28 protein-coding genes are annotated in these 26,303 nt (G+C 73.4%); 16 read left to right on the forward strand and 12 right to left on the reverse strand.

Translation table 11 applies throughout. The annotated features are described in order from the left end of the window. The first annotated feature begins 32 nt into the window (after positions 1 to 32). The 6 genes from WIS52_RS03130 to pucL all read left to right on the forward strand — a co-directional run bounded on the left by WIS52_RS03130 (position 33) and on the right by pucL (position 4,023). Positions 33 to 1,169: a cobalamin-independent methionine synthase II family protein gene (locus WIS52_RS03130; protein ID WP_349296527.1), complete on the forward strand. Its 1,137-nt coding sequence runs from the start codon at positions 33 to 35 to the stop codon at positions 1,167 to 1,169. 5 nt (positions 1,170 to 1,174) lie between these two features. Beyond that, positions 1,175 to 1,450 (forward strand): muconolactone Delta-isomerase family protein, encoded by a 276-nt coding sequence (locus WIS52_RS03135; protein ID WP_349296790.1) that lies wholly within the window; start codon positions 1,175 to 1,177, stop codon positions 1,448 to 1,450. A gap of 4 nt (positions 1,451 to 1,454) precedes the next feature. Continuing rightward, complete coding sequence (locus WIS52_RS03140) at positions 1,455 to 2,192, forward strand: alpha/beta fold hydrolase (RefSeq protein ID WP_349296528.1); 738 nt, start codon at positions 1,455 to 1,457, stop codon at positions 2,190 to 2,192. Positions 2,193 to 2,287: 95 nt separating this feature from the next. Next, positions 2,288 to 2,800, forward strand: a complete 513-nt coding sequence (gene uraD / locus WIS52_RS03145) for a 2-oxo-4-hydroxy-4-carboxy-5-ureidoimidazoline decarboxylase (protein ID WP_349296529.1) — start codon at positions 2,288 to 2,290, stop codon at positions 2,798 to 2,800. After that, positions 2,797 to 3,126: a hydroxyisourate hydrolase gene (uraH, locus tag WIS52_RS03150; protein ID WP_349296530.1), complete on the forward strand. Its 330-nt coding sequence runs from the start codon at positions 2,797 to 2,799 to the stop codon at positions 3,124 to 3,126. Before uraD ends, uraH begins: the two co-directional genes overlap by 4 nt. Before the next feature lie 3 nt (positions 3,127 to 3,129). Further along, on the forward strand, positions 3,130 to 4,023 hold the full coding sequence (gene pucL / locus WIS52_RS03155) for a factor-independent urate hydroxylase (RefSeq protein WP_349296531.1): 894 nt from the start codon (positions 3,130 to 3,132) through the stop codon (positions 4,021 to 4,023). Here the strand turns inward: pucL and WIS52_RS03160 are convergent, their stop codons facing one another. From WIS52_RS03160 to WIS52_RS03170, 3 genes are read right to left on the reverse strand one after another with little or no spacing between them, the layout of a single operon-like run. Next, a complete protein-coding gene (locus WIS52_RS03160; protein WP_349296532.1) occupies positions 4,024 to 5,637 on the reverse strand; it encodes an ABC transporter substrate-binding protein in 1,614 nt (537 codons plus the stop codon). Positions 5,638 to 5,682: 45 nt separating this feature from the next. Next, positions 5,683 to 6,198, reverse strand: a complete 516-nt coding sequence (locus WIS52_RS03165) for a VOC family protein (protein WP_349296533.1) — start codon at positions 6,196 to 6,198, stop codon at positions 5,683 to 5,685. Between the two features lie 3 nt (positions 6,199 to 6,201). Continuing rightward, on the reverse strand, positions 6,202 to 7,584 hold the full coding sequence (locus tag WIS52_RS03170) for a Rieske 2Fe-2S domain-containing protein (protein ID WP_349296534.1): 1,383 nt from the start codon (positions 7,582 to 7,584) through the stop codon (positions 6,202 to 6,204). Between the two features lie 190 nt (positions 7,585 to 7,774). Here WIS52_RS03170 and WIS52_RS03175 point away from each other — a divergent pair, with 190 nt between their 5' ends. Then, the gene (locus WIS52_RS03175) at positions 7,775 to 8,740 is read left to right on the forward strand and encodes a LysR substrate-binding domain-containing protein (RefSeq protein WP_349296535.1); all 966 of its coding nucleotides are present in this window, start codon (positions 7,775 to 7,777) and stop codon (positions 8,738 to 8,740) included. A gap of 18 nt (positions 8,741 to 8,758) precedes the next feature. Here WIS52_RS03175 and WIS52_RS03180 read toward each other — a convergent pair whose 3' ends face one another. The 4 genes from WIS52_RS03180 to WIS52_RS03195 are packed head-to-tail and all read right to left on the reverse strand — an operon-like array spanning position 8,759 to position 13,141. Continuing rightward, complete coding sequence (locus WIS52_RS03180; protein WP_349296536.1) at positions 8,759 to 9,709, reverse strand: 3-carboxyethylcatechol 2,3-dioxygenase; 951 nt, start codon at positions 9,707 to 9,709, stop codon at positions 8,759 to 8,761. Next, positions 9,706 to 10,563 (reverse strand): amidohydrolase family protein, encoded by an 858-nt coding sequence (locus WIS52_RS03185; RefSeq protein ID WP_349296537.1) that lies wholly within the window; start codon positions 10,561 to 10,563, stop codon positions 9,706 to 9,708. Before WIS52_RS03185 ends, WIS52_RS03180 begins: the two co-directional genes overlap by 4 nt. 2 nt (positions 10,564 to 10,565) lie before the next feature. After that, positions 10,566 to 11,447, reverse strand: a complete 882-nt coding sequence (locus WIS52_RS03190; RefSeq protein ID WP_349296538.1) for an alpha/beta fold hydrolase — start codon at positions 11,445 to 11,447, stop codon at positions 10,566 to 10,568. Beyond that, positions 11,444 to 13,141, reverse strand: coding sequence for an FAD-dependent monooxygenase (locus tag WIS52_RS03195; protein ID WP_349296539.1), 1,698 nt, complete (start codon positions 13,139 to 13,141; stop codon positions 11,444 to 11,446). Before WIS52_RS03195 ends, WIS52_RS03190 begins: the two co-directional genes overlap by 4 nt. Before the next feature lie 128 nt (positions 13,142 to 13,269). Here WIS52_RS03195 and WIS52_RS03200 point away from each other — a divergent pair, with 128 nt between their 5' ends. From WIS52_RS03200 to WIS52_RS03220, 5 genes are all read left to right on the forward strand, one after another. Beyond that, a complete protein-coding gene (locus WIS52_RS03200; protein WP_349296540.1) occupies positions 13,270 to 14,211 on the forward strand; it encodes a LysR family transcriptional regulator in 942 nt (313 codons plus the stop codon). Between the two features lie 103 nt (positions 14,212 to 14,314). Beyond that, the gene (locus WIS52_RS03205) at positions 14,315 to 15,322 is read left to right on the forward strand and encodes an ABC transporter substrate-binding protein (RefSeq protein WP_349296541.1); all 1,008 of its coding nucleotides are present in this window, start codon (positions 14,315 to 14,317) and stop codon (positions 15,320 to 15,322) included. Continuing rightward, positions 15,319 to 16,155, forward strand: coding sequence for an ABC transporter permease (locus tag WIS52_RS03210; RefSeq protein WP_349296542.1), 837 nt, complete (start codon positions 15,319 to 15,321; stop codon positions 16,153 to 16,155). Before WIS52_RS03205 ends, WIS52_RS03210 begins: the two co-directional genes overlap by 4 nt. A gap of 23 nt (positions 16,156 to 16,178) precedes the next feature. Next, positions 16,179 to 16,982: an ABC transporter ATP-binding protein gene (locus tag WIS52_RS03215; protein ID WP_349296543.1), complete on the forward strand. Its 804-nt coding sequence runs from the start codon at positions 16,179 to 16,181 to the stop codon at positions 16,980 to 16,982. Between the two features lie 52 nt (positions 16,983 to 17,034). Continuing rightward, complete coding sequence (locus tag WIS52_RS03220; RefSeq protein WP_349296544.1) at positions 17,035 to 17,832, forward strand: alpha/beta fold hydrolase; 798 nt, start codon at positions 17,035 to 17,037, stop codon at positions 17,830 to 17,832. A 12-nt stretch (positions 17,833 to 17,844) separates the two neighbouring features. Here WIS52_RS03220 and WIS52_RS03225 read toward each other — a convergent pair whose 3' ends face one another. After that, complete coding sequence (locus tag WIS52_RS03225) at positions 17,845 to 18,639, reverse strand: IclR family transcriptional regulator (protein ID WP_349296545.1); 795 nt, start codon at positions 18,637 to 18,639, stop codon at positions 17,845 to 17,847. Positions 18,640 to 18,648: 9 nt separating this feature from the next. Next, the gene (gene allB, locus WIS52_RS03230) at positions 18,649 to 19,983 is read right to left on the reverse strand and encodes an allantoinase AllB (RefSeq protein ID WP_349296546.1); all 1,335 of its coding nucleotides are present in this window, start codon (positions 19,981 to 19,983) and stop codon (positions 18,649 to 18,651) included. 289 nt (positions 19,984 to 20,272) lie between these two features. On the opposite strand from allB, the gene WIS52_RS03235 reads away from it, so the two are divergent. The 4 genes from WIS52_RS03235 to alc are packed head-to-tail and all read left to right on the forward strand — an operon-like array spanning position 20,273 to position 23,385. Next, positions 20,273 to 20,665, forward strand: coding sequence for an allophanate hydrolase-related protein (locus WIS52_RS03235; protein ID WP_349296547.1), 393 nt, complete (start codon positions 20,273 to 20,275; stop codon positions 20,663 to 20,665). 10 nt (positions 20,666 to 20,675) lie between these two features. Beyond that, the gene (locus tag WIS52_RS03240; protein WP_349296548.1) at positions 20,676 to 21,488 is read left to right on the forward strand and encodes a hydroxypyruvate isomerase family protein; all 813 of its coding nucleotides are present in this window, start codon (positions 20,676 to 20,678) and stop codon (positions 21,486 to 21,488) included. After that, a complete protein-coding gene (locus tag WIS52_RS03245) occupies positions 21,485 to 22,360 on the forward strand; it encodes an NAD(P)-dependent oxidoreductase (protein WP_349296549.1) in 876 nt (291 codons plus the stop codon). Before WIS52_RS03240 ends, WIS52_RS03245 begins: the two co-directional genes overlap by 4 nt. Further along, positions 22,357 to 23,385 (forward strand): allantoicase, encoded by a 1,029-nt coding sequence (gene alc, locus WIS52_RS03250; RefSeq protein ID WP_349296550.1) that lies wholly within the window; start codon positions 22,357 to 22,359, stop codon positions 23,383 to 23,385. The genes WIS52_RS03245 and alc overlap by 4 nt, the downstream gene beginning before the upstream one ends. Before the next feature lie 112 nt (positions 23,386 to 23,497). Here alc and WIS52_RS03255 read toward each other — a convergent pair whose 3' ends face one another. The 3 genes from WIS52_RS03255 to WIS52_RS03265 form a co-directional block, all read right to left on the reverse strand. Then, complete coding sequence (locus tag WIS52_RS03255) at positions 23,498 to 24,100, reverse strand: STAS domain-containing protein (protein ID WP_349296551.1); 603 nt, start codon at positions 24,098 to 24,100, stop codon at positions 23,498 to 23,500. Between the two features lie 203 nt (positions 24,101 to 24,303). Next, a complete protein-coding gene (locus WIS52_RS31825) occupies positions 24,304 to 25,140 on the reverse strand; it encodes a DUF2795 domain-containing protein (protein WP_459077130.1) in 837 nt (278 codons plus the stop codon). A 181-nt stretch (positions 25,141 to 25,321) separates the two neighbouring features. Continuing rightward, a complete protein-coding gene (locus tag WIS52_RS03265; RefSeq protein ID WP_349296553.1) occupies positions 25,322 to 26,221 on the reverse strand; it encodes an isocitrate lyase/PEP mutase family protein in 900 nt (299 codons plus the stop codon). Between the last annotated feature and the right edge of the window lie 82 nt (positions 26,222 to 26,303).

Below are 26,303 nucleotides of genomic sequence, written 5' to 3' on the forward strand. Positions count from 1 at the left end.
TCAAGATCCCGACGACGAGCCGGAGCCGCCTCGTGACCGATCGAATCCGCACCACGCACGTCGGGAGCCTGCCGCGCCCGGCCGACCTGCTCGAGATGATCAACGCACACGACCGGGGGCAGAAGGTCGACGAGGTCGAGCTGGCCCGGGTGGTCGAACGCTCGGTGCACGCGGCCGTCCGGACCCAGGTCGAGGTCGGCATCGACGTCGTCAGCGACGGCGAGATGAGCAAGATCGGGTACGCGACCTATCTCCGGCACCGGATGAGCGGCTTCGAGATCGGGGACGCGCCGCGCGCCACCCCGGCCGACCTCGACGCCTACCCGGAGTACAAGGAGCGGCTGCACCGCTCCGGGGCCACCGTGTCCTACCTGCGGCCGATCTGCCGGGCCCCGATCTCCTACACCGACCGCAAGCCGCTCGAGACCGACCTGAGCACCCTGCACGCCGCGATGGACGCGGCCGGCGCGTCGTCGGCGTTCATGAACGCCCCCTCCCCCGGCATCGTCGCGCTGTTCCAGCCGAACGAGTTCTACCCCGACGAGGACACCTACCTCGACGCGATCGCCGCGGCGCTCAAGACCGAGTACGACGCGATCGTCGCCGCCGGGTTCGACCTGCAGATCGACGCGCCGGACCTGGGGATGGGCCGGCACAACAAGTACAAGCACCTCACCGACGAGCAGTTCCTCGCCCGGGCCGAGGTACTGGTCGAGGTGCTCGACCACGCGCTGCGCGACGTGCCCCGCGAGCGCATCCGGATGCACCTGTGCTGGGGCAACTACGAGGGACCGCACACCTTCGACATCGCGGTGGAGAAGGTCGCCGGGCTGGTGCTGCGGGCCAAGCCCGCGACCATCCTGTGCGAGGCGGCGAACCCGCGGCACGGCAACGACTGGGCGGGCTGGGCCGCGCAGCGGATCCCGGACGACACGGTGCTCTGCCCCGGCGTCATCGACACCACGACGAACTTCGTCGAGCACCCGAACCTGGTCGCCGAGCGGATCCTGCGCTACACCGACATCGTCGGGCGGGACCGGGTGATGGCCGGGACGGACTGCGGGTTCGGCACCTTCGCCGGCTGGGGCGGCGTCGTCGAGGAACTGGCGTGGGAGAAGCTGCGCTCGCTGGTCGAGGGCGCCGCGGTGGCGTCGGCGAAGCTCTGGTGAGCGGCATGGAGTTCCTGGTGCGGACCGTGAACCTGCTCCCCGCCGACACCGATCCGTCCGAACGCGACCGGTTGCGCAAGGGTGAACGCGCCCGCGCGGACGAGCTGCGGGCGGCGGGAATGCTGAAGCGGCTGTGGCGGGTCCCGGGTCGCAACGCGACGGTGCAGCTCTACGAGGCGGCCGACGCCACCGAGCTGCACGCGGCACTCGCGTCGTTGCCGATGTTCCCCTGGATGGAGATCACGGTGGAACCCCTCGCGACCCACCCGCAGGAGCAGTGACCTCATGGGCACCGTCGTCCTGCTGGCCGGAGCCTGGCACGGCGGGTGGGCCTGGGGCCGGGTCGCCCCGCGGCTGCGGGCCGCCGGGCACCACGTCCTGACCCCGACCCTGACCGGGGTCAGCGACCGGGCGCACCTGCTGCACCCCGGCGTCGGGCTGGGCACGCACGTCCAGGACGTGGTCGCCCAGCTCGACGCCGAGGACCTCGACGACGTCGTGCTGGTCGGGCACAGCTACACCGGCCAGGTCGTCACCGCGGTCGCCGACGCCCGGCCCGGCCGGATCGCCCACCGGGTGTACCTCGACGCCTTCGTCGGCGACGACGGCGAGGCGGCGATCGACCTGCTGCCCCCCGAGGTCGCGGTGCACTACCGCGAGTCGGTGCAGGGGCCCGGGCACGGCTGGCTCATCCCCGTCCGTCCGCTGGAGAAGCTCGGGGTGACCGACCCCGCCGACCTGGCGTGGCTCACGGCCCGGCTGACCCCGCACCCGTGGCGGGCCTTCACCGAGCCGCTCGCGGTGACCGGTGCGCACACCGGCGTCCCAGCGACCTTCGTCGAGTGCACGGACTGGATGCGGGTGTTCCGGCCGCACGCCGAGCGCGCCCGCGCGGCCGGCTGGCCGGTGCACGAGATCGCCACCGGGCACGAGGCGATGGTGACCGCGCCGGACGAGCTCGCGAGGATCCTGGGGGAGGTCCTCGCCACCACGGCGACCCCCGCAACGGCCGCCGCCGGCTGACCGTCTCCCCCACCCCACCGGAGCCCGGGGCGGGTGCAGGGGCGGGTGTCGGGGAACACGCGTCGGCGGCGGCGCCGCGCCGCTACCGTGCTGCGATGGCCGATCCGCTCTCCCTCGACCGGTTCAACACCGCCGCTCCCGAGGAGCTGCGCGCACCGCTGCGGGCCTGCGCCACCTCGTCGTCCTGGGCCGAGGGACTGCTGGCCGGGCGCCCCTACGCCTCGGTCGGCGACGCCGTCGGCGCGGCGCGGGACGGGATCCTCGCGCTGGCCCCGGCCGAGATCGACGCCGTGCTGGCCGGCCACCCGCGCATCGGCGAGCGCCCCGGCGCCGCGCACGCCGACGGTGCCGCGCACTCCCGCCGCGAACAGTCCGGTGTGGACGCCGGGGACACCGACGTCGCGACCCGGCTCGCCGCGGGCAACGCGGCCTACGAGGACCGCTTCGGACACGTGTTCCTGATCCGCGCCGCGGGCCGGGACGCACCGGAGATCCTCGCCGAGCTGGAGCGCCGGATGGGCAACGACCCGGAGACCGAGCGCTCCGAGGCCGCCGGCCAGCTCGCCGAGATCACCGCGCTGCGCGTGCAGGGGATGCTGGCCGGATGAGCAGCTTCTCCACCCACGTCCTGGACGCCGCGCACGGCGCGCCCGCTGCCGGCGTCCCGGTGGCACTGTCGGTGCGCGACGGCGGCGGCTGGGCCCCGCTGGCGTCCGGCACCACCGACGACGACGGCCGCTGGCGCGCCCCGGACGACGCCGCCCTGACCGCCGGTACCGACCACCGGATCGTCTTCGACACCGCCGCCCACCTCGGGCCGGACGCCTTCTACCCCGAGGTCGCCGTCGTCTTCCGCCCGGCGACGACCAGCCGGCACCACCACGTCCCGCTGCTGCTGTCGCCGTTCTCGTACTCCACCTACCTCGGGAGCTGACCCGTGCCCGTCCTCGGCCACACCCAGTACGGCAAGGCGGAGGTCCGCGTCGTCCGCCTGTTCCGCGACACCGACCCGCACGGCATCGCCGACCACAACGTCTCGGTCGCGCTGTCCGGGGACTTCGCCGACACCCACCTGAGCGGGGACAACTCGCGCGTCCTCACCACCGACGCGATCAAGAACACGGTGAACGCCTTCGCGAAGGAGCACGGCGACGCCGCCCGCACCCCGGAGATGTTCGGCCTGGTCCTGGCCCGGCACTTCACCGAGCTCCCCCAGGTCGCCCGGGCCCGGGTGAACCTGGAGACCTACCCGTGGCGACGCCTGGACGCCGGCGGTGTGCCGCACCCGCACGCGTTCGCCCGCGACGGGAGCCACGTCCGCACCACGACCGTCACCCGGACCGCCGACGACGCCGAGTGGGTCGTCTCCGGGATCCGCGGGCTCACCGTGCTCAAGACGACCGACTCGGAGTTCCACGGGTTCCTGACCGAGCGCTACACCACGCTGGCGCCCACCGACGACCGTGTGATGGCCACCGAGGTCACCGCGCAGTGGTGGCACGGGACGCTCCCCGACGATCCCGACGCCGCGCACGTCGCCGTGCTGGACGCGCTGACCTCGGCGTTCGCCGGTCACCACAGCCTGGCGCTGCAGCAGACCCTGTTCGCGATGGGCTCGGCGGCGCTGACCGCGGTGCCCGGGATCGGTGAGATCCGGCTGTCGCTGCCGAACAAGCACCACTTCCTCGTCGACCTCTCGCCGTTCGGGCTGGACAACCCCGGCGAGGTGTTCCACGCCGACGACCGGCCCTACGGGCTGATCGAGGCGACCGTCCGGCGCGACGACACCCCCGACCCGGGCGACGCGTTCGACCCGGGTCAGGGGTGGTGATCAGGGCCGGTCGAGCCAGGTCGTCGCGTAGAACATGTCCCGGCCGATGTAGCGCTCGACGCCCTTCACCGCCGGGTCCGCCACCGTCGACAGGTAGCCACGCGAGATCCACGCCAGTGGAAGGTCCTCGGTCACCAGCCGTTCGATCTCCTGGTAGGACCGGGTGCGCTCGGCGTCGTCCGCGGTCCGTGCGGCGGTGTCGACCAGCGCGTCGACCTCAGGATTGGTGTAGCCGCCGTAGTTGATGTTGCCCTCGCTGCTGACCAGGTTCCCGACGAACGGGAACGGGTTGTCGAACGAGGTCACGTTGCTGGCCAGGTCGAAGTTGCCGCTCTGCACGACCTGGGACGAGTACTGGGCGAGGTCGTAGAACTCGACGTCGATCGTGATGCCGACGGCCGCCATCTGGGCCTGGATCGCCTCCCCCAGCGGACGCCGGGGGCTGGTGAGGGTGAACAGGAACGACGGGTCGCCACCGTCGGCCCGGTACTCCTCGACGAGCTGCCGGGCACGGTCCGGATCCGTGCCCGGCCACTCCTTCGCCGCCTGCTCCGTGTGGAACGGGCTGCTCGCCTCGAACAGGCTCGTCGCGGGGACCAGGTTGTTGTTGTAGAGGCTCGCGCTCAGCCCGTTCGTGTCGATGGCCCGCACCACGGCCTCGCGCATCCGGCGGTCGTCGAACGGGGCCTTGGTGACGTTGAAGTGCAGCACCTCGCCCCCGTTGCCAGGTCCGTAGTAGACGTTCATCCCCGGGTCCTCGACCGCCCGGACCAGCTCCGGGTTGTAGGCGGCGAAGATCAGGTCGACGTCCCGGTTCTGGATCGAGGCGTAGCGGGTCTCGTTGTCGGGCAGCGGCCGGAACTCGAGCCGGTCCAGCCTCGGCAGACCCTCCTGCCAGTAGTCGGGGTTGCGTTCGAGCACCATCCGGGAGTCCTGTACCCACTCCACCAGCCGGAACGGTCCGGCCCCCACCGGGTTCCGGCCGATGTCGTCACCGCGCTCGGCCAGCGCCGCCGGGGACACGATCACCCCGAGCGCCCCGAAGAACAGCGACTGTCCGAACAGGACCGGGAACGACCCGAGCGGCTGGTCGAGCACGAACTCGACCGTCAGCGGGTCCACCGCCCGCATGCCGGTGATCTGCTGGGCGAAGCGGTGCGCCGGCGACGAGGTGGTGTCGATGTGCCGCTGCACGTTGAGGACCACCGCCTCGGCGTCGAGCGGGGTCCCGTCGCTGAACCTCACGTCGGGCCGCAGGCCCATCCGCCAGGTGCGCCCGTCGTCGACGGTCTCCATCGACTCGGCCAGGTAGGGCTCGGCGCTGCCGTCCGGTCCGAGCCGCATCAGGCTGTCGTACACGGCGAACGTCGCCTGGTTGGTGTTCTGGACGACCGGGTCGAAGCTCACCGCCTCGCGGTCGGTGCCCATGACCAGGCTCCCGCCGGTCCGCGGCGTGCCGTCGGCCGCCGGGTCGTCGCCGTAGGCCTTGACCGCACGCAGCTCGGTGGGGTCCTCCGCCGGCTGCGCCGCGCCGCAGCCGGCGAGCAGCACGCACACGAGCAGGGACGCCAGTGCCGCCACGGCCCCGCGGGCGCGGCGTGATCGCCGGAGCATCGTTGCTCCTCCTCGTCGATGAAGGCCGATCTGCGAACGAGCCGGTCAGGGCACGGCGATCGAGACGCCGACGCCTCCCGGGGTGCCCGCGCCGTAGCGGGCGACCTCCTGTTCGAGGTCCAGCGGAACCCCGCGGCGGCTGCGCCCGGCGTACGCCGCGTCGTCGAGCCGGTCCGCCGGGACCAGCCAGGCCACCTCGAACTCACACCCGTCGGGATCACGCGCGTAGACGCTCTTGGTCGTGCCGTGGTCGGTGGCGCCGACGTAGGCCCCGGCGGCGATCAGGCGGTCACGCAGCTCGCCCAGCTCCGCGAGCGTCCCGACCTCCCACCCGAGGTGGTAGAGCCCGACGTACCCCCGGCCGGCCGGGTTGTCGGCGGCCTCGCCGATCGCGAACAGACCCAGGTCGTGGTCGTTGCGCGAGCCGGGTGCCTGCAGGAAGGCGGCGCTACCCGGACGCTCCATCCGGACCCGGAAGCCGAGCACCTCGCGGTAGAAACCGACGCTGCGGTCGACGTCGCGTACGTAGAGCACCGCGTGGTTGAGCGCGCGGATCACCACGCCTCAGTCCCCGGCCGCGGGTTGCCGGTCGCGGGCGCCGTCGTCCCGGATCGCCGCGCCCGCCTCCTGCACCGCGGGGTCGTCGTCGGTCCCCAGCATCCGCCAGTCCTCGCCCTCGTCGAGGATCTTGTCCGCGCCGCGCAGCGTCCGGAAGTCGTGGTCCGGGCCGGGGAGCGCCGGCAGCTCGGCCGCGGGGTCCGCGGCGAGCGTCTTCGCGGTGCGGATCAGCTGCTGGCGCATCCGGATGATGGCCCGGTCGATGGTGCCGAGTCGTTCCTGGCTGCGGTCGTAGATCGGCCCCATCGACTCGGTGACCATCAGGTCCTGGCTGACGAAGTCGGCGACGCCGCTGAAGGTCGTCGTGCGCTGCACCTCGCGGTCGATGTTGTAGTCGGCCTCGGCCAGGTAGTTGCGCGGGGTGATCCCACCCGGACGCCGGTCCGACGGCCACGCGAAGGGCCCGAAACTGAACAGCGGCGCGCCGCCGTGCCCGGCCGGGTTGGGCTTCTCGCTCGCCTCGAAGGTGAACCGCCAGCAGCTGTGGTCGTCGATGGGGACGACCATGAGGTGGCCGGTGTTGTACGGGACCGCGGCGATGATCGTGCTGTACGGGAAGATGTACTCGGTGATCCGGACGTTGGTGTGGCCGTTCGGGGTCTCCCGGATCCCGGCGTACCGGAAGCCGTACCAGGTGTCGTGCACCTCGATCCGCGGCGCCTGGTCGTGCGCCCAGAACTTCCAGGTCTGCCGGTTCGACGGGTAACCGGGCTTGTCGCTGCCGTCGTCTTCGATGTCCTCGGCGCCGAACCAGCCGTGCAGCCAGGAGATGTGCGCGGTGTCGACGTTGCCCTCCATCGTCTGCACCCAGTTGCAGTAGCACTTGAGCTTCGCCGCGACCTGCAGGTCGGGCGCCAGCGACTCGGTGCCGAAGTCCCGGAACGGGGTCATGGTCTCCGGCGGCCCCATGTAGGTCCAGACGATCCCGCCCGACTCGTGGGTCGGGTACGCCCGCGCGCGGACCCGGTCCTTGAAGCTGCTGGACGGCGGCTCGGACGGCATGTCGATGCACTGGCCGTCGGCGTCGAACTGCCAGCCGTGGTACGGGCAGCGCAGCCCGCAGGTGCCGTCCGGCCCGGCCTCGTTGCGTCCGAACCAGAGCGACGCCCCACGGTGCGGGCAGTTCTCCTGGATCAGGCCGACGCGGCCGGTCGCGTCCCGGAAGGCGACGAGGTCCTCGCCCAGCAGCCGCACCCGGACCGGGTCGCCGGTCGGCGCGGGGAGCTCGCTGGTGAGCAGCGCCGGGGTCCAGTAGCGGCGCAGGAGCGCGCCCATCGGAGTGCCCGGGCCGACCCGGGTCATGATCTCGTTGTCCTCGGTGGACAGCATCGTCCGGCCTTCTTCCCTCGTCGGGAGCGGATGTGGTGGGGCTCACGCATGAGGTGCTGCGTCGGATGCTAGGCAGACGCCGGGCCGCGCCGGAAACAACGGCTGCTGCTGGACGACCATCGGCGTCGTTGATGATCGGTTCCGGTCTCCTACTGGCGCTCGCGCCGCCCCCGGCCGTCCAATGATCGGCGTGAAGAACGCGACGCCGCGGCTCTCCGGTCTGGACCTGAACCTTCTCGTGGTACTCCGGGAGCTGCTGCGCGAGCGGCACGTCACGCGCGCGGCCGACCGGGTCGGGGTGACCCAGCCCGCCGCCAGCGCGGCGCTCGCCCGGCTCCGGCGGCACTTCGACGACGAGCTCCTGGTCCGCCGCGACGGACGCTACGAGCTCTCGCCGCTCGCCGCGCAGCTCGTCGAGCCGCTCGACGAGATCTGCGACGGCATCGAGTCGCTGCTCACCACCACCCGCGGGTTCGACCCGTCGACGACCCGCCGGGAGTTCCGGATCGTCATGCCCGACCACGTGGTGGCGGCACTGGGCGGTCCGCTGACCGGGCAGCTGCACGCCACGGCCCCGGACGCCCGCCTGCAGGTGGTGCTCGCCCGGGCCGCGCTCGCGGCGACCATCGAACCGACGATCCGCAACGTCGACGCCGTCGTCTCGCAGCCGACGAGCCGGTTCCGGATCCCGGAGATGCGCTCGTCGAGCCTGTTCTCCGACCGCTGGGTGGTCGTCGCGGACGCCGGCAACCCGCGGTTCGGCGACGAGGTGGCCGACCGGGCGGCGCTCGCCACGGCCAGCTGGGTCGTGCCCTACCACGACGACGCCGCCTTCCCGTCCGTCGTCCCGGTCAGCCGGCAGCTGGCCCGTCTCGGGATCCGGCCGCGGGTCGCGGTGCGGGTGGACAGTTTCCGGGCGGTGCCGCACCTCGTGGCGGGGACCGGGCACGTGGCGCTGATCCACGAGCGGCTGGCGCGCGAGAGCATCCGGACCCTGCCGCTGAGAGTGCTGACCTGGCCCGAGGAGCCGGATCCGATCACCACCCGGCTGTGGTGGCACGCCCGCCATGACGACGACCCGGGGCACCGGTGGTTCCGCGAGCTCGTGGTCCGGGTCGGGCGGGAGCAGGCGCCGACGGTCCCCCGGCCGCGCTGAGCCCCTGTGCGACGTCGATCAGACGCCGTTCGCGACCGGGAGTGCCGTGGTCACCCCGAACCCGGCGATCCATTCCGGGATCGGCCGGTAGAAGGTGCTGCGCACCTCGTACTGTCCCGCCGCAGCGAGCGCCGCGTAGGCAAGCACCCAGGTACGGACCTCGTGCGCGGAGTTGCCGGCCTGTGCGGCGACCTGCTCCGTGGACCACCTGTCGAACGCCTCCACCCGCCCCGACCGCAGCAGCTCGATGAACGACAGGTCCCAGTCCGGGTTGAGGTCCAGGACCGGGGCGGTCCCGGCCGTCATCGCGCGTCCCGCGTCGAGCACCCGCGCCTCCCGCCCCTCGCGGGCCGACGCCGACGGGTTCCGCCCCGCGATCAGCGCCTCGGCGACCTCGGCGGGGGCGTCGGCGAGCCGGGGCAGCGGCGGGTCGTGCGACAACCCGCCGGAGCCGAGCACCAGCACCCGCTCGCTGCGGTCCCGCAGCACCTCGCCGATCGCCCGGCCGAGCATCCTCGCCCGCCGCCCCGGCCCGAGCGGCACGGCGACCGAGTTCACGAACACCGGGACGACCTGCACGGCGTCGATCGACCCGAAGAGGATCTCCAGGGGCTGCGCGAAGCCGTGGTCGACGACCATGCGCTCGGAGTGGGCGAGGTCGATATCGCGGTCGAGTGCGTGCCGGAGAACGGCCTCCGACAGCTCGCGGTGCACCGGTAACGGGCCCTCCGCGGTGCCGTAGTCGCCGATCGAACGGGCGGCCGTGCCGACGCAGAACGGCGGCATCAGGTCGTAGAACATCCCGTTGTAGTGGTCCGGCGCGACCAGCAGCACCACCTCGGGCGCGAACTCCGCGACGAAGCTCCGGGCGTCGGCCAGGGCCTCGTCGACGGCCGCGACGACGTCGGCCGCGGGCTGGTGCCGCCCCATCAGCGGCGAGTGCGACAGGGTCACGAGGGCGAGACTCATGCGTCCACCGGCCAGAGCTCGGCCAGGCGCGGGAAGATCCGCGCCGCGTTGCGCCAGTAGACGTCCTCGAGATCCTCCGCGGTCAGCGTCGAGGCCAGCAGCTCATGGTGCACGGCGGCGTGGTTGTAGGTGACGGGATCGGCATAGGAGTCCGTGCCGAACAGCAGCCGTCGTGCTCCGAACCGGTCGACGAATCGATCGAGCAGGCGTAGCAGCGGGAAGCAGATCGCGGTGTCGAAATAGAGCCCGGGGAACCGGTCGGCGAGGTCCATCACGTACTGGGCCTGGTTCGCCCCGGAGAACCCGTCCATCACCACGATCGTCGCCTCGGGATGGTTCCGTGCCAGGTCGGCCACCATCCAGGGCTCCTCCAGCAGGGACTCGGCGAACATGTGCACCAGGCAGGGCAGGCCGTGCGCGGTGGCGAGGTCCACCAGCTCGTGCATCCGCCGGTCGGAGATCGCCACCCCCTGGTAGCGGGTGTGCCAGACCAGGCCGTCGAGGTGGAGCTCGCCGGCGATGCGGGCGATCTCCTCGGTGCAGACCGGGATTCCGTACAGCGGCTCGACGGTGCCCATGGCCAGCGGGAACCGGCCGGGCAGCCGGTCGCGGTAGGCGGCGATCGCGTCGTTGACGACCCGGGTGTCGGCGATGCCGTGCGGTCGTTCGTACTGCAGGCCGGGCATCACGGCGGCGGCGTCGAAGCCGAACCGGTCGAGCATGTCCTGGTGCACCTTGTGCCGGGTGTCGAGGTCGCTCCCGCCGGTGCCGACCTCGCCGGCGAGGCCGACCTCGAGGCTGCCGACGTGGTGGTGCAGGTCGAGTACCCGGGTGGGGCGCCGATCGAGGTCCATGGTCACTCCGCGAGGAAGTCGAGGGCGAGTGCGGTGAAGTGCTCCGCCTGTTCCCACTGCGGCCAGTGCCCCGCACCGGTGATCAGTTCGAAGCGACCGTGCTCCAGGGCGGCGGCGATGTCCAGTCCGGTCTTCGCGGGCCCGGACGGGTCGTCGCTGGTCCACACGACGAGGGTGGGCGCAACGATCGCCTCGAGGTCGGCGTCGGTCACCATGTTGCGGGCCCGGACGTCGGCGTCCTGCAGGCACATGATGTGCCGCATCGACCGGGCGAACCCGGGGCGCGCGTAGATCGTCCGGCGGGTGCCGACCAGCTCGTCGGTGACGGTGGCCGGGTCGGCCATCAGCCACTCGAGGCGGGCCCGGATCCGCTCGTCCGACGGGTCGTCGGCGGCGGCCTGGGACAGACTCCGGATCCGCTCGCGGACCTCCGGGAGCGACAGGTTGCCCGCCGGGGTGTTGAGGATCAGGCGGCCGACCCGGTCGGGGTGCGCGGCGGCGAACTTCATCGCCACCCACCCGCCCAGCGACTCACCGCTGAGGTGCGCCCGGTCGACGCCGTACGCGTCGAGCAGTGCGCCGAGGTGGGCCACGTAGTCGGGCAGCTCGATATCGGCGACGGCATGGGTCGTGTAGCCGTGGCCGGGGAAGTCGAAGGCCAGCACCCGGTACCGCCGCGCGAACGGGACGATGTTGCGGGCGTAGGCCTCCAGGTGCCCGCCGATCCCGTGCATGAGCACGAGCGTCTCCTCGCCCATGCCGGCCTCCAGGACCCGGGTCGACCACCCCCCGATCTCGACGTGTCGCACCGACAGGTCCTGCCCCATCAGCTCGGTCCAGATGTTCGTCGAGGTGTTCGTCGAGATGCTCGTCCGAATACTCACTGCGCCTCCATCACGGTCGTCGAGAGGGCGTCCACGTCGGTGCCGGTGAGGGTGCGCAGCAGCGCACGGGCGTCCTCGGGAGGGGCGTCGCCGCGCCAGGCGACGACGAGGTCGGGCCGCACCAGCACGAGCGCGTGCCGGTAGACAGCGGTCCCGGGACCGGCCGGCACGTCGACCACGTCCAGCGGCACTCCCAGCTCGGCGGCCGCCGCCACCAGCGGACCCGGGTCGCCCGCCGCGCCGACCCGCACCAGGGTGAGGTCGCGTCCCAGCCGGTCGAACACCGAGGTGTGGCCCTCGAGCCAGGCGTGCGGGAAGCGCGCCCCCGGGTCGTCGCTGGGCAGGTAGGTCCCGATGTCGTCGAGCGTGCCGCCGGAGTCGGCGAGCTGTCCGGCCACCCCGGGCGAGTCCCGGTAGCGGGTGCCGAACTGGACGCCCTGGCTGTACCACTGCTGCCGGTCGGTGGCCTCGATGATCCGGGCGGCCTCCGCGCGCAGCGCGTCGCCGTCCGGTCCGTCGTCGTGCAGCGCCGGGGCGCGGGCGACCGAGCGCATGTCGCGGTCGATCTTCAGCGCGGCCCGGGAGGTCGCCTCCCCCACCGAACGGCGCTCGGTCTCGTAGTCGGCGAGCAGGCGCTCACCACCCCAGCCCCGCAGCACCGCCGCCAGCCGCCAGCCCAGGCCGACCGCGTCGGCGATCCCGGTGTTCATCCCGAAGCCGCCCAGCGGTAGCCAGAGGTGGGCGGCGTCGCCCGCGAGCACGACCCGGGAGCCGCGGAAGCGGTCGGCGACGAGCCGGCGCGGTGTCCACCGGACGACCTCGAGCTTCTCGACGTCGACCGGGTGGCCGTCCGGCTCGCCGATGGCCGCCCGCAGCATCTCGTCCTCGTCGAGGTCCTCCGGCGCCGTGCCCTCGGGTACCCGCGCGTGGCACAGGAACAGCTCGCGGCCGTCGAGCTGGAGGAACGAGCCGCGCAGGCGCTCGCTATACCACCAGTACATCCAGCCCGGCCGGTCACCGAGGTGCGCGGCGAGCTGCGTGGAACGGAAGTAGACCGAGAGCCGTTCCTCGGCGGCCCGGCCGTCGCCGGTCAATGTGGACCCGATCCCGCGCCGGACGACGCTCGCTCCGCCGTCGCACCCGACCAGGTAGTCGGCGCTCAGGGAGTAGGTGCCCCCCGCCCCGACGGCAGCGACGTCGACCTCGGCCGCGTCCTCGCCGTCGCGCACGGCGACGACCCGGTGTCCTCTGCGGACCGTGACCGACGGGTAGTGGGCGAGGTGGCCGGCCAGGATGGGTTCGAGGAAGATCTGGGAGACCCGGTGCTGCGGCTCGGGGGTGGGCCACTCGTCGAACTCGGGTGCGGTGCCGTCGAGGATCTCGCCGCTGCTGGAGAACCGGAAACGGTGCAGCTCCCGGCCGGTGACCGACGTGCAGTAGACGACGTCGGAGGCGTGGTCGAGCGGGAGGCCGGCGCGGCGGATCTCGTCGGCGATGCCCAACCTGCGGAAGTACTCCATCGACCGGGCGTTCGTCGTGTTGCAGCGGGGGTTCCGGGTGGTCTGCGGCGCCTGCTCGACGACGAGGGTCTCGACGCCGCGGCTGCCGAGCTCGGCGGCCAGCGTCATGCCCACCGGACCCGCTCCCGCGATGACGACCGGCCAGTGCGTCCGGGCGCGTTGCTCGGTCACCATGCCCCTCCAGCTGCTCTGCTCCGTCAGTGACGACCCCGACGCTAGGAACGTGGGTGCCGATAGGTCTATGACGAATCCCGAGACCCAGGGATAGCCATCCGGTGATCGATGGGGCAGGCTCGTGCGTCATGCCGGCCGACAACCGCATCTCCCTCCAGAAGCTGGAGGTCTTCTGCAAGGTCGTGGAGCTGGGCGGTGTCCGGCGCGCGGCCGAGGACCTGTTCGTCTCCCAGCCCGTCGTGAGCGCACACCTGCGCTCGCTGCAGGAACGGGTCGGGGCGACGCTGTTCCGGCGCGACGGACGCGGCATCGCGCTCACCGAGGCGGGGTCGCAGGTCCACCTCTGGGCGACCGACGTCCTGCGCGGCCGCCGGGAGCTCGAGACCACCCTCGGCAGTCTCGCCGGCGGTACCGCCGGCGCCGCGTCGATCAGCACCAGCATGTCGGTGGGTACCTACGTGCTGCCACCGATCCTGATCGACTTCCGCTCCCGGTTCCCCGACGCCGCCCTGGCCCTGCACATCTCCGGGGTGGAGACGGCGCTCGAAGCGGCGATCACCGGCAAGGCGGACTTCTGTGTGGTGGCGACCGATGCCGTGCTGGACGCGAACGCCTTCGCCTCGGAACTGATCGCCAACCCGCCGTTCAGCCTCGTCGCGGCGGCCGACGACCAGCGGGTGGGCGACACCGCGACCGCGACGGAGATCTCCGATCTGCCGTTCGTCTGCCCGCCCGGCGGGATGGCGATCCGCAGGAGCCAGGACGCGGCGCTGGCCTCCATCGGCGTCGTGAACCGCCGCGTGGAGATCGAGCTCGGCAACGCCGAGTCGATGAAGCAGGCGATCGCGGCCCGGCTCGGCGTCGGTCTGCTCTGGCGCAGCTCGGTCGAGCCCGAGCTCGCCGACGGGACGCTGCGCGAGGTCCGCATCGCCGGAGCGGACCTGCGCGACAAGCTCTTCCTCGTCGGCCGTCGGGGCAAGCGGTACAGCCCCTTGCAGACCCGCCTCGTCGAGTCGATCCGGCACGCCGTGGCCGCCCGGTTCCCGGCCGAGTCCGATAGCCGGATCTGAATACCAGAGGCCTCGAGGATCTATTAGACGTTATGAGTGGCCCTCGCTAACGTCGGCGACCGCCAGAGGTGCGCGTTCACGCCGATGTGAAGACGAGGAAGCCATGATCCGAGCGACCCCACCGACACTGGATCGCCGGGCGCTGCTGCGCGCCGGCCTCGGCCTCGGCGCCGGTCTCGCCGCCGCGCCACTGCTCGCCGCCTGCGGCGGGGGCGCCGGCGAGCCGGCCGGCGGCGACGGCGCCGTCCGCTACGCCTACGTGAGTCTGACCGGCGTCTACCTGCCGGTCTTCGCCGCGATCGAGCAGAACTACTTCGCCGACGCGGGAGTGACCTTCGAGCCCAGCGTCACCCGGGGATCCGCCGCCTCGGTCCAGCAGATCCTGGGTGGCGCGATCGACTGCGCCGGCACCGCGATCGACACCGTCGCCGTCGCGATCAACGGGGGCGCGGACGTCGTCGGTGTGTCCGGGTTGCTGAACGCCCCGTGGAGCCTGATCGCCGTGCCGGGGGTGACCTCCTTCGAGGATCTCCGCGGCGGGAGCATCGGGGTGACCCAGGTCGGCTCCTCCCTGGAGGTCCTGCTGCGGGAGATGATGCGGGCCAACGGCATCGAGGACGGCGAGTACGAGGTCGTCGGCCTCGGCGGGACGACCGAGCGGGTGGCGGCCCTCAACTCGGGCGCCATCGCGGCCGGCCTGCTGACCCAGCCGCAGGACTTCGAGCTCGTCGGATCGGGCATGGGGTCGCTCGGGTACGCCGACGAGTACCTCGACATGCAGTTCGTCGCGAACTTCGTCGAGCGCGGCTGGGCCGAGGCGAACCCCGACACCGTCACCGGGATGCTGACCGCACAGACCCGGGGCGCGCAGTGGCTCGCCGACCCGGCCAACCGGGACGCGAGCATCGCCCTGCTGTCGCAGTACACCAACGCGGGCCCCGAGGCCGCCGCCGCGACCTACGACCTCTACGTCGAGAAGGACCTGTTCGCCACAGCACTGGAGCCCCGCTTCGACAGCGTCGACGCCCTCCTCTCGGCCGCCGACATGGGCGAGAACCGCGGCGCGGCGGGTTACTTCGACACCAGCTACCTCGAGTCGGTGAGCGCATGAGCACGACGCCGCTGGACGCACCACCGGCCTCGACCGGCACGCCGCCACGGAGACGGCGCCCCCTCGGGCCGGTCGAGAACCCGGCGACCCGCTACACGTTCTGGCTCCTGAGCTTCGCCGCCGCGATCGGCCTCTGGCAGGGTGTCTACCTGCTGCAGGATCAGGGGTCGCTCTTCCTCGCCGGTCCCGTCGACACGCTGCGCGCACTGATCGACCTCATCGTCACCGGAACGCTCTGGGGCGATCTCCGGGTCACCGGGCTCGAGCTGGTGATCTCCTTCGCGATGGCGGTGACGGGCGGGATCGTCGTCGGGATCCTGACCGGCTACTACGCGACGGCGGGTGTGCTGGCCAAGCCGTGGATCGCGGGCCTCTACTCGACGCCGCTGATCGCGCTCACGCCGTTGTTCATCATGTGGTTCGGCATCGGGATCTGGTCGAAGGTGGCGGTGGGTTTCATCGTCATGATCTTCCCCATCCTCGTGAACACCGCGCTGGGCGTCGCACAGGCGAACCCGGACCACCTCGAGCTGATGCGCTCGATGTCGGCCCGTCCCCGGCAGATCGTCTTCAAGGTCATCGTCCCCGGCGCGGCGCCGCACATGACCACCGGACTGCGTCTGGCGATCGGCCGCGGGCTGACCGCGCTGGTCGGCGCCGAGCTCCTCGGGTCCACCGCGGGTGTCGGCTACCGCATCCTGTTCGCGGCCCAGACCTTCGACACCGCCACCCTGCTGGCGAACGTGGTCGTCCTGGCCGTGATCGGCGCGATCCTCATGAACAGCCTCGACTTCCTCGACCGGCGGGTCATGGCCTACCGGGACGCCGGATGACGACCACCCGACAGGAGCCCACAGTGACCACGACGGCCACCCCCCGGCTCGCCCTGCGCGACGTCGGCGTCGAGTTCCCCACCGCGGACGGCGCACGGACCGTGCTGACCGGGATCGACCTGGACGTACGGGCCGGCGAGTTCGTCTGCATCGTCGGCGCGAGCGGCAGCGGCAAGACCACGCTGCTGCGCAGTATGGCGGGCCTCATCCCCGCGCTCGGCACGATCGCGGTCGACGGCACCCCGATCGACGGGCCGAGCCCGGCCAGCAGCTTCGTCTTCCAGTCCGACGCCCTGCTCCCGTGGCGCACGGTCGCGGCCAACGTCGCGCTCGGGCTGGAGGTCCGCGGGGTCGGGAAGGCCGAGCGCACCGATCGGGTCGGCGAGGCCCTGGCGACGGTCCGGCTCTCCGACTGGGCCGACAGCTTCCCGCGGCAGCTCTCGGGCGGGATGCGGCAACGGGTCAACATCGCGCGGGCGCTGGCCCAGGAACCCAGCATCCTGCTGATGGACGAGCCGTTCGCCGCGCTCGACGCGCAGACCCGGGAGCTGATGCAGGACGAGCTGGCCACGCTCAGCAGCACGCACGGCTGGACGGTGCTGTTCGTGACCCACCAGATCGACGAGGCGGTGTTCCTCGGTGACCGGGTGGTGGTGCTCGGGGCCTCCCCCGGCCGGGTCCGCGAGATCGTCGACGTCGAGCTGGACCGACCCCGGCACGTGGACGACAAGCGGACCGCCGGCTTCACCGCCCAGGTCGACCACATCTGGCGGCTGATCTCCGACGAGGTCCGGGTCGGGCTGGACTCGGAGCTCCGTCATCGCTGAGCCGCGGGCGACGGAGCCGGGGATCGCCGGGGCGTGGCGCCCGGTGCGCCCGGTGCCGGTCCCGACCGACCCGGCTCCCCCGCTGCGTCACCTGGACGTCAGCGGTGCCCGCCTCGCCTTCTGGGACACCGGCGGCGACGGCCCGGTGGTCCTGTTCCTGCACGCTCGTTCCGGCAGTCACCGGTCGTGGCCCTACCAGTGCCGGGAGCTGGTGCGGGCCGGGCTGCGGGTCGTCGCCTACTCCCGGCGGGGCCATCAGGGCAGCTGCCACGAGACCGTCGGGTACGGCACCGACGATCTCGTCGCGCTGCTCGACGAGATCGGGGTCGAGCGCGCCCACCTGGTCGGGCACGCCGCCGGCGGGGTCTGGGCGCTGGACGCGGCCCTGGCCCGGCCGGACCGCGCCGCGGGGCTGGTGCTCGCCAACACCACATTCGGCCTGCGGGAACCGGAGTTCCACGCGGCGACCGAGCAGCTGCGGCCGCCGGGGTTCGAGGAGCTGCCCGCGACCTTCCGCGAGCTCGGCCCGAACTACCGGTCAGCGGACCCCGACGGTGTGCGGGCGTGGTCGGCGATCGAGCGCGACGCCCTGACCGGGACGTTCTTCTTCCAGGGGTTCCGCAGCCCGATGACCTGGTCCGCGCTGGAGTCGCTCGCGGTCCCGACCCTGCTGGTGTCGACCGACGCCGACCTCTACATGACCCCGCACCTCGTGAGCCGGGTCGCCGAACGGATCCGCGGAGCACGACACGTCACGATCGCCGCGGCCGGGCACTGCCCGCACTGGGAACGACCGACGGAGTTCAACGCGGCGATCATCGCGCACGCCCTCGACGCTGTAGTGCCGTGATCGCCGCGCACTTCAGCCTGTCGCCCCGTCCTCCCGCGCCATGTCGGCCACCAGCGCCTCGGCCGCCCGCCGCAGCTGTGGCACGGCGGCGTCGACCAGGTCGTCGGTCATCCGGGTCGTCGGACCCGAGATCGAGATCGCGGCCGGCAGCGGCCCCTCGAGCGCGACGGCGACGCACCGCACCCCGAGCTCCTGCTCGCCCTCGTCGAGGGCGTACCCGGTGTCCCGGACCCGGTCGAGCTCGGTGGCGAAGACGCCCGCGTCGGTGATCGTGTGCTCGGTGTGCGCGATCAGATCGGTGTGCCGCAGGATGTCGCGGGTCCGGTCGTCGGGCATCCGGGCCAGCAGCGCCTTGCCGACGGCGGTGCAGTGCACCGACACCCGGCGCCCGACCTCGGTGAACATCCGCATCGAGTGCCGGCCGGGTTCCTGGGCGACGTAGACGACCTCGTTGCCCTCCAGCAGCGCGAGGTTGGCGCTCTCACCCAGTGCGTCGACCAGCGTGGCCAGTCGCGGCCGCGCCCAGACGCCGACCAGCCGGCCCGCGGTGTCACCGAGCCGCACCAGCCGGGGGCCGAGCGCGTACTCCCTCGACGACTGCTGACGCACGTAGCCGCGACCGGCCAGCGTGCGGACGAGCCGGTGGATCGTCGGCAGCGGCAGCCCGGACGTCGCGGCGAGGTGGGACAGGCTGACCGTGCCGCCGGCGTCGGCCATCGCCTCGAGCAGGTCGACGGCGCGCTCGACGGCCTGCACGGTCCCGGACCGCGCCGGGACGGCCGCGTCTCCGGTATCGCCATTCCGCATGGCGGAAGTCTAGGCGACGACGGGGCTGTGCCGCAGGAGCCGGCCGTGCGGCGTGCCGTCGACGTCGACGTCCCGCCCGGCCAGGATCGTGCGCCGGACGACCCCGGACAGGGTGCGTCCGGTGTAGGCGCTCACCGGGTTCCGGTGGTGCAGCGCGTGCGGGTCGACGACGAAGGTCTCCTCCGGCGCGAGGACGGCCAGGTCGGCGTCGTGCCCGGGCGCGATCCGGCCCTTGCCGGACAGCCCGACCAGCTCGGCCGGCGCCTCGGCCATCCACCGCACCACCCGGTCCAGGCCGATCCCCCGCCGCCGCGCCTCGGTCCACACCAGCGACAGCCCCAGCTGCAGCGACGACACCCCGCCCCACGCGGCCCCGAAGTCGGGGACCTTCAGGTCGGCCGTCGACGGCGAGTGGTCGGACACGATGCAGTCGATCGTCCCGCTCAGCAGTCCCTCCCACAGCAGCTCGCGGTTGTGCCCCTCGCGGATCGGCGGGCAGCACTTGTGCGTGGTGGCGCCGTCCGGGACGTCCTCCGCGGTCAGGGTCAGGTAGTGCGGGCAGGTCTCGGCGGTGATCCGGACGCCGTCCCGCCGCGCGGTGGCGAGCATCGGCAGCGCGTCCGACGACGACACGTGCACGATGTGCGCCCGCGCCCCGGTCCACCGCGCCCGCTCGATCACCTCGGCGATCGCGAGGTTCTCCGCGCCACGCGGCCGGGACGCCAGGAACGAGGCGTACCGCGCGCCGTCCGGCTGCGGCGCGTGCTCGATGGCCCGGGCGTCCTCGGCGTGCACGATCATGAGCCCGTCGAACGCGGCGAGGGTGGCCATGTCGCGTTCCATCTCGTCGGCCGACAGCCCCGGGAACTCGTCCACACCGGACTCCAGCAGGAAGCACTTGACCCCGAACACGCCGTGGTCGTGCAGGCCGCGCAGCTCGTGCCCGTTGCCCGGGACCGCGCCGCCCCAGAACCCGACGTCGACGAACACCTGCTCCGCCGCGACGGCGCGCTTGGTCTCCAGCCCGGCGACGTCGACGGTCGGCGGGATCGAGTTCAGCGGCATGTCGACGATCGTCGTGACCCCGCCGGCCGCCGCCGCCCGGGTCGCCGAGGCGAAGCCCTCCCACTCGGTGCGGCCGGGCTCGTTGACGTGCACGTGCGTGTCGACCAGGCCGGGCAGCAGCACCTCGTCACCGGCCAGCTCGATGACCCGGGCGCCGTCGAGGGCGGCCCCCGCGGACGCGACGGCCTCGATCCGGCCGCCGGAGATCCCGATCTCGCCGGCACGTTCCCCGTCCGGCGTCATGATCCGGGACGCCCGGACCACCAGGTCGTGCTGCATGACGTGTTCTCCTCGGGGCCGGACGGCGGGGGCGGCGGCCGGGGCGACCCGCACCGCACCGTGCGTTCCGGCCACCGGCACGCTACGTCGCCGGGTGGGCAGCGGCCACCGGCCCCGGCGAACGGCCGCTCACGGGAACGGTCTGCGACGCCGGACCGGGTACGGGGTGCGACCGGGAGCCGGACACGGGCGGCGATGATCACGAGCCGCAAGGGTCGCCACGACGGGTCGGTCGGTCGTACGGTGCCCGGGCAGCACGACGATCCACTCGCACGACCCGGGGGTCCGCTTGACCGCACTGTTCTGCTCCGGCGACGCGATGCGCGGCGGGCGACTGCACCACAACGTCTCGGCACACCCGTTCCTCGGGGCCGTGCGGACCGCGCCGCACTACCGCATGTACTCGGTGCGCGACGAGTTCCCGGCCCTGGCCGAGGACCCGAGCGGCGACACCCCGCTGGCCGGGGAGATCTACGACGTCCCGCTGTCGGCGATCCGCACCGACTTCCTGCCCGACGAGCCGCCGGAGCTGGAGCTGACCGTCGTCGAGCTCGACGACGGCCGGGACGTCCTCGCCGTCGGACTGCGGCCCGGGGTGCTGGAGCGCCAGTCGGACGAGCTCACCGACATCACCGTCCACGGAGGCTGGCGCACCTACCGCGGCCTGCCCGACCCGTCCTGAGAGGTCGACGTTGACCACCCCGATCACGCTCCCGCTGCCCGCCACCGTCAACTGCTCGATCCTGTTCCCCGGCGTGCCGCTGCTCGAGCGGCCCGCGCGCGCGGCCGCCGCCGGCTTCGACGCCGTCGAGTTCTGGTGGCCCTTCGACCGGTCGGTCCCCGACGACCGCGAGGTCGAGGAGTTCGTCACGGCGGTCTCCGACGCCGGCGTCGTCCTGTCCGGACTGAACTTCTCCGGCGGGGACATGCCGGCCGGTGAGCGCGGCATCCTCTCCGACCCGGCGCGCAGCAGCGAGTTCGCCGACAACGTCGACGTCGCGGTCGGGATCGGCGCGAGGCTGGGCACCGTCGGTTTCAACGCGCTCTACGGCAAGCGCCTGCCCGGCGTCACCGCCGAGGCCCAGGACGAGCTCGCCGCCCGGAACCTCGCCCTGGCCGGACGGGCGGCCGCCGGCATCGGCGCGGTCGCGCTGCTGGAGCCGATCTCCGGGGTCGAGGGCTACCCGCTGCTGACTGCCGCCGACGCGGTCGCGGTCCTGGACCGGGTCGGCTCCCCCGACGTGCGGCTGCTGCTCGACGTGTTCCACCTGGGCGTGAACGGCGACGACCCGGCGGTCGCGATCGAGCGGTTCGCCGACCGGATCGGGCACGTCCAGGTCGCCGACGCCCCCGGCCGCGGCGAGCCCGGCACCGGTGACCTGCCGGTGGCCGCCCTGCTCGACCAGGTCGCCGCCGCCGGGTACCGCGGCCGGATCGGGCTGGAGTACGCGCCGGTCACGCAGGACCCGTTCGGCTGGATCGCCTCGAAGGAGAGCAGCACGTGAGCACGATCGCGTTCGTCGGCCTGGGCGTCATGGGCGACCCGATGGCCCGCCACCTGGCCGGCGCCGGGCACGACGTCGTCGGCTTCAACCGCACACCGGCGAAGGCCGAGCCACTGGTGGAGGCGGGCGGCCGGGCCGCTGAGTCGGTCGCCGACGCGGTGCGCGGCGCCGACGTCGTCGCCCTGATGCTGCCCGACACCCCCGACGTCGAGACGGTGCTGGCCGACGTCCTCGACACCGCCGCACCCGGCACGCTGATCATCGACTTCTCCACGATCCGGCCGGACGCCGCCGCGGACTTCGCCGCGCGGGCCGCCGAGCGGGGCATGCGGATGATCGACGCACCGGTGTCCGGCGGTCAGGCCGGCGCCGAGAACGCCGCCCTCTCGATCATGATCGGCGGCGAGGAGGCGGCCGTCGCCGACGCCCGCCCGCTGCTGGAGGTCGTCGGGAAGACCGTGGTGCACGTCGGGCCCGCCGGGGCCGGGCAGACGGTGAAGGCGGCCAACCAGCTGATCGTCGCCGGCAACATCGCGCTGCTGGCCGAGGCCATCCGGTTCCTCGAGGCGCACGGCGCGGACCTGCCCGCCGCCGTCGAGGTGCTCGGCGGCGGTCTGGCCGGGTCGAAGGTGCTGGAGCAGAAGGCGCCGAAGATGCTCAGCGGCGACTTCGGCCCCGGGTTCCGGATCGACCTGCACCACAAGGACATGGGCATCGTGTCCGACGCGGCCCGGGCGGCCGGCGTCGTCACCCCGGTGGGGGCGCTCGTCGCGCAGCTCGTCGCGGCCACCCGTGCCGCGGGCGACGGCGGCCTCGACCACTCGGCGCTGTACCGGACGATCGCCCGGCTCGGCGGGGAGGACGTGCGGTGACCGTGCCCGACCCGTCCCTGACCGATCTCGCCTCGCGGGTGCTCGGCGGCTCGGTCGTCGCGGCGAACGACGAGTTCTTCGCCGCCCGGGAGAACCTGATCACCGCCGCGGCGCCCCGGTTCGACCCGGACGAGTTCGGCCTCAAGGGCAAGATCTACGACGGCTGGGAGACCCGCCGCCGGCGCGAGCCCGGGCACGATTGGGCGGTCGTCCGGCTCGGCGCGGCCGGGGTGATCGACCACGTCGTCGTCGACACCGCGTGGTTCCGGGGCAACTACCCGCCGGAGATCGCGGTCGAGGCCGCCGCGGTGGCGGGCCATCCCTCGCCGGACGAGCTGGCCGGGGCGACCTGGCACGAGATCGTCGGGCGCTCGGCGTGCGCCGGGGACACCGCGAACGTGTACGAGGTCGCCGACGCGCGCCGGTTCACCCACGTCCGGCTGGTCATGCACCCGGACGGCGGAGTGGCCCGGCTCCGGGTGCTCGGCCGGGTGCTGCCCGACCCGGACTTCCTGGAGGGCACCGTCGACCTGATCGCCGCCGAGAACGGCGGCCACGTCACCGGCTGCTCCAACGCGTTCTACTCCTCGCCGGGCAACCTGCTGCTGCCCGGTCTGGCCCGGCACATGGGCGAGGGCTGGGAGAACGCGCGCCGCCGTGACGACGGCAACGACTGGGTCGAGGTCGCGCTCGGCGTGGCCGGGGTGCCGCGCCGGATCGACGTCGACACCACCTGGTTCGTCGGTAACGCGCCGGGGTGGGTCTCGGTCAGCACCTGCGACGACCGGACCGGCGGGGACTGGCAGATCCTGCTCGACCGCGAGCGGGTCCAGCCCGACACCCGGCACCGCTTCCGGCTGCCCGGGGCGCCGGCGGCCACCCGGCTCCGGCTCGATGTCTTCCCGGACGGCGGCCTGTCCCGGCTGCGGCTGCCCGGTGAGGCGGACCCCGCGGCGCTCGTGGCGCTGCGGGAGACGTGGCGTGCCGCGGGACCGGACGGACCCGGCGCACCGCCGGCCGGCTGACGCCACCGGGCCTGGCAGTCGGCAACGCGGGGATCGGGCCTGCCGACCTCCTTGATCGACGGTTCCGGAGCGCGGCGTCCGGCTTGCGAACGCAACGCTCCGGAACCGTCGATCATGGTCTGGGGACCGGCGCGGCCCCTGCGGGAGGCGGCCCCGCCTCGGCGCCGGCCCGCAGCTCGGCACCGGCCCGCGGTTCGGGCGCGACCGGTGGCTCGGGCTCGACCTCTGGCTCGGCGCCGGCCCGCGGCTCGGCAGCGCTCCCCGGCCCGGCGGCACCCCGCGGCTCGGGGACCGGAACCGACGCCGTGGCCGGGCTCGGTGTCCGGGCCGGGCTCGAAGCACCGGCTCGCTCGGCCAGCGCCCGCACGGCCACCTCGGCCGACGGGTAGGCGCCGCACCGCCGCAACACCTGCCGTGCGCGCAGCGGGAGCAGCTCCGCGCGCCCACCACACCCGGCGAGGTGCACGTGGACGCCCTCGCACCGGGACCGGGCCACGACGGCGCCGAGCGTCTCGGTCGCCTGCGCGTCGAACGCCCCGATCCCGGACAGGTCAACGATCAGGTGTGCGGCGGACCGCCCGCACGCGCACTGGGCGTCGATCAGCCGGCCCAGGGCCTCCGCCCCGGACCGGTCCAGCCGGCCCGCCAGTCGGATCAGCCGCACTCCCGGTGCCGCCGTCTCGACGGCCATCCGGATCGCCGCATCGTCGCGCACGTCGCCGCCTCCTCGTCACCTCGCCCGAGCCGGTGCGGCCCGCGCACCGGAGACCTTCCCGTCGTGCGCGGGTCGAACCGCGATGCCACGGCGGGACCGATCCAGCCTCTCGAATATGACGTACGTCACTGTATAGGTGTCGAGCGGCGGGCCTCCCGGGCCCCCGGCAGCGGTGCCGGAGAGCCCGGGAGACGCGGGGACCCTCAGTGCGCCGAGCGGCCCGGCGGACGTCCGATGGGCGCGTGGTGGTGGGCCGGCGAGACCGGGCGACGCGGGCCGCCGCGGCCGAGCAGGTGCGGCCGCCCACCGGGACCGGACGCGTCACCGCGCCCCGCGCCCCGCGCCATCCCGACGAGCGTCTCGACGACCGCCTCCAGCGAGGGGTAGCGCCCTTCGGGCAGCGGCGCGAGCTGGCGTGCCACCACGCCGCTCACGCCCCACGCGTCGGCCTCGGCGAGCACCTGCCAGCGCGAGGCGGGCCAGCGCACGTCCGCCAGGACGCACGCGAGGTTCCGTCGTAGCCGGTCCACCCCGGAGATCTGGGGGGCCGGCGGCCGGACCGGTACCGGTGGACGGATGGGAACCGGCGGACGGACCGGGCCCGGGCGGTCGGCCGGCACGCCGGACACTGCTTCCGACCTGGAACGATCCGGTCCGACCGGCCCTCCGGACGCCGAGGCGTCGTGCGCCAGACGCGGGGCGGGCACGGGCGCGCCCACCGCCGGCCGGATCGCCGGAGTCGGCGCCGCCGGAGGTGCCGGAGGTGCCGGAGGTGCCGGCACGGTGGCCGGCGGGGGCCCGCCCGGCGAGGCGAGCGACAGGCCGGGCCGGGCCGCGCGGACCGGCCGGCGGGCGTGCCCGGGGCTCACCCGGACCGCCCCGTTCCGGGCCGGGGGCCGGACTCGCGGACCGAGGGGCCGGCCCCGGTGGGCCGGACGCCGACGAGGCCCGGCGCGCGGCGCCGGAGGCCGGGCGCCGGCACCGCGGCGCGACGATCCTGATGGACACGAACACGGGGAGTTCGACACTGCATGGTTCACCGCCTGGGGGGACGATTCGGGGGGCGCGGCCGCCGACCCTGCGGATGACTCAGAGGCAGGTCAACGGCTCACGTGTTGCCGAGTGTGGGGCAGAACACCCGTGACCGCCAGTCATCACCGGCGGCAACTCCTCCCCGAACGGAGTAATGCCATTGCGGGGCGCAACGCTTTCGGTACCCTGCTAGGCCCGCTCGGCGCGGTAGCGCTCCTCCAGCTCCCGGATCTCGCCGATCCCCACCAGTCCGGCGAAGGCGTCCAGCCCACCGAGCCGGTCGAGCAAGGCGGCCGGAGTGCCGTCGGCGCGCAGCCGCGCCAGCAGCTCGACCATCCCGGCCGTCGCCGCGAGCAGCGTGCCGACCGGGAACAGCACCAGGGCGAACCCGAGCTCGGCCAGCCGGTCCCTCGACAGCGGGGGCGTCCGGCCGCCCTCGGCCCAGTTGAAGACCAGCCTGTGCCCGCGCAGCGCCTCGGCGACCTTCTCGATGTCGGCCTCGGAGGTCGGGGCCTCGACGAACAGCAGGTCGGCGCCGGCGTCGGCGAACCGGCGGGCCCGGTCCAGCGCGGCGTCCAGGCCGTCGACGGCGGCGGCATCGGTCCGCGCGATGATCAGCAGGTCCGGGTCGGTGCGCGCGTCCACCGCGGCCCGGATCTTCGCCGCCATCTCCCCGGCCGGAACGACCTGCTTGCCGGCCAGGTGCCCGCAACGCTTCGGCGCGACCTGGTCCTCCAGGTGCAGCGCCGCGACCCCGGCCCGCTCGTAGTCGCGGATCGTGCGGATCACGTTCATCGGGTTGCCGTAGCCGGTGTCCGCGTCGGCGATCACCGGCAGGTCCACCGCGTCGGTCAGCCGGGCGGCGTGCGCGGCCATCTCCGCACCCCCGAGCAGGCCGACGTCCGGCCGTCCCAGCAGTCCCGCCGTCGTCCCGAAGCCGGTCATGTAGACGACGTCGAACCCGGCCTGCTCGACCAGGCGGGCGGAGAGGGCGTCGTAGGCACCGGGGGCGAGCACCGGCTCTCCCGCGTCGAGCATTTCACGCAGGCGGGCGCGCCGGTTCCCCGGACGGCTGAGCAGGTCGGCCACGGACAATCCTTCCGTTGTGTGTACAAACCCCCGCCAGTCTGCCGGTGATCGCGCGAGAATCCCAGACCGGTTCGCGACATTG

Source organism: Pseudonocardia nematodicida (assembly GCF_040105385.1).
Taxonomy (GTDB): domain Bacteria; phylum Actinomycetota; class Actinomycetes; order Mycobacteriales; family Pseudonocardiaceae; genus Pseudonocardia; species Pseudonocardia nematodicida.